Source organism: Amycolatopsis orientalis DSM 40040 = KCTC 9412, assembly GCF_000478275.1.
Lineage (GTDB): Bacteria > Actinomycetota > Actinomycetes > Mycobacteriales > Pseudonocardiaceae > Amycolatopsis > Amycolatopsis orientalis.
Map to the genome: position 1 here is coordinate 1 of NZ_ASJB01000047.1, position 2,956 is coordinate 2,956.

General features: G+C 55.5%; 2 rRNA genes. Both read left to right on the plus strand.

Features of this window, described 5'->3' with window-relative positions:
• Positions 1–2,694 (plus strand): 23S ribosomal RNA (locus tag L324_RS15875); the annotation flags it as partial.
• An 82-nt stretch (positions 2,695–2,776) separates the two neighbouring features.
• Positions 2,777–2,893 (plus strand): 5S ribosomal RNA (gene rrf, locus L324_RS15880).
• The last annotated feature ends 63 nt before the right edge of the window (positions 2,894–2,956 follow it).

Below are 2,956 nucleotides of genomic sequence, written 5' to 3' on the forward strand. Positions count from 1 at the left end.
TGGTGTTCCCGAGTAGCAGCGAGCTCGTGGAATTTGCTGTGAATCTGCCGGGACCACCCGGTAAGCCTAAATACTTCCTGAAGACCGATAGCGGACTAGTACCGTGAGGGAAAGATGAAAAGTACCCCGGGAGGGGAGTGAAAGAGTACCTGAAACCGTGTGCCTACAAGCCGTCAGAGCCCGAGCACATCCTTTGGATGTTACGGTGATGGCGTGCCTTTTGAAGAATGAGCCTGCGAGTTAGTGCTGCGTGGCGAGGTTAACCCGTGTGGGGTAGCCGTAGCGAAAGCGAGTCTGAATAGGGCGATTGAGTCGCGTGGTCTAGACCCGAAGCGGAGTGATCTACCCATGGCCAGGCTGAAGCGTCGGTAAGACGACGTGGAGGGCCGAACCCACTTAGGTTGAAAACTGAGGGGATGAGCTGTGGGTAGGGGTGAAAGGCCAATCAAACTCCGTGATAGCTGGTTCTCCCCGAAATGCATTTAGGTGCAGCGTCACATGTTTCACCACGGGGGTAGAGCTACTGGATGGTCTAGGGGCCTTACCGGGTTACCGAAATCAACCAAACTCCGAATACCGTGGTGTGAGAGTGTGGCAGTGAGACGGCGGGGGATAAGCTTCGTCGTCGAGAGGGAAACAGCCCAGAACACCAGCTAAGGCCCCTAAGTGTGTGCTCAGTGGGAAAGGATGTGGGATTGCCCAGACAACCAGGAGGTTGGCTTAGAAGCAGCCACCCTTGAAAGAGTGCGTAATAGCTCACTGGTCAAGTGGTCCTGCGCCGACAATGTAGCGGGGCTTAAGCACACCGCCGAAGCTGTGTCATTCATACAATACATCGGTTGTTCTCCTTGCGGGAACGATCTAGTGGTGTGGATGGGTAGGGGAGCGTCCTGCATCCAGGGAAGCGGCGGCGGAAGCCAGTCGTGGAGGGTGTGGGAGTGAGAATGCAGGCATGAGTAGCGAATGCAGAGTGAGAAACTCTGCCGCCGGATGACCAAGGGTTCCTGGGCCAGGCTAATCCGCCCAGGGTAAGTCGGGACCTAAGGCGAGGCCGACAGGCGTAGTCGATGGATAACGGGTTGATATTCCCGTACCCGAGCACGTGCGCCCAGGATGAGGCGGTTGATACTAACCACCCAAAGCCAGTTACCAATGTCTTCGGACGGAGGTTTCTGTGTGGAGCGTGGGATCTGATTCCGTAGTAGTCGAGTGATGGGGTGACGCAGGAAGGTAGCTCCGCCAGTGAGTGGTAGTACTGGTGTAAGCGTGTAGGCCGAGACATAGGTAAATCCGTGTTTCATCAAGGCTGAGACGTGATGCGTAGCCGATTGAGGTGAAGTAGAGTGATCCTATGCTGCCGAGAAAAGCCTCTAGCGAGTGCGTGCACGGCCCGTACCCCAAACCAACACAGGTGGTCAGGTAGAGAATACTAAGGCGATCGGGTGAACTGTGGTTAAGGAACTCGGCAAAATGCCCCCGTAACTTCGGGAGAAGGGGGGCCAGGGTTCTTGAAGTCCCTTGCGGACTAGGGAATCGTGGCCGCAGAGACCAGCGGAAAGCGACTGTTTACTAAAAACACAGGTCCATGCGAAGTCGCAAGACGATGTATATGGACTGACGCCTGCCCGGTGCTGGAACGTTAAGAGGACCGGTTAACCCTTCGGGGTGAAGCTGAGAATTTAAGCGCCAGTAAACGGCGGTGGTAACTATAACCATCCTAAGGTAGCGAAATTCCTTGTCGGGTAAGTTCCGACCTGCACGAATGGCGTAACGACTTTCCGGCTGTCTCAACCACAGGCCCGGCGAAATTGCACTACGAGTAAAGATGCTCGTTACGCGCGGCAGGACGGAAAGACCCCGGGACCTTTACTATAGTTTGGTATTGGTTTTCGGTTCGGCTTGTGTAGGATAGGTGGGAGACTGTGAAGCTGGCACGCTAGTGTTGGTGGAGTCGTTGTTGAAATACCACTCTGGTCGGATTGGGAATCTGAACCTCGGACCATGATCTGGTTCAGGGACAGTGCCTGATGGGTAGTTTAACTGGGGCGGTTGCCTCCTAAAGAGTAACGGAGGCGCCCAAAGGTTCCCTCAGCCTGGTTGGCAATCAGGTGTTGAGTGCAAGTGCACAAGGGAGCTTGACTGTGAGACAGACATGTCGAGCAGGGACGAAAGTCGGGACTAGTGATCCGGCACCACCTGGTGGAAGGGGTGTCGCTCAACGGATAAAAGGTACCCCGGGGATAACAGGCTGATCTTGCCCAAGAGTCCATATCGACGGCATGGTTTGGCACCTCGATGTCGGCTCGTCGCATCCTGGGGCCGGAGTAGGTCCCAAGGGTTGGGCTGTTCGCCCATTAAAGCGGCACGCGAGCTGGGTTTAGAACGTCGTGAGACAGTTCGGTCCCTATCCGCCGCGCGCGTAGGATACTTGAGGAAGGCTGTCCCTAGTACGAGAGGACCGGGACGGACGAACCTCTGGTATGCCAGTTGTCACGCCAGTGGCATGGCTGGTTGGCCACGTTCGGAAGGGATAACCGCTGAAGGCATCTAAGCGGGAAGCCTGTTCCAAGATGAGGTATCCCACCCCTTGTGGGTTAAGGCCCCCAACAGACCATTGGGTTGATAGGCCAGAAATGGAAGCACAGTAATGTGTTGTCGAGTTGACTGGTACTAATAGGCCGAGGACTTGCCCACAAAGATGTTACGCATCCACTCTACAGCTCTGAAACACCACACCGTTTGTGTGAAACGAACAGTGTGTGTTGTTTCGTAGTGTTTCGGTGGTCATAGCGTCAGGGAAACGCCCGGTCCCATTCCGAACCCGGAAGCTAAGCCTGACAGCGCCGATGGTACTGCAACCGAAGGGTTGTGGGAGAGTAGGACACCGCCGGACTAACATTAAGGAAAGGCCCAGATCGGTCGAGAACCCCCGGTTCTCCCGATCTGGGCCTTTTCC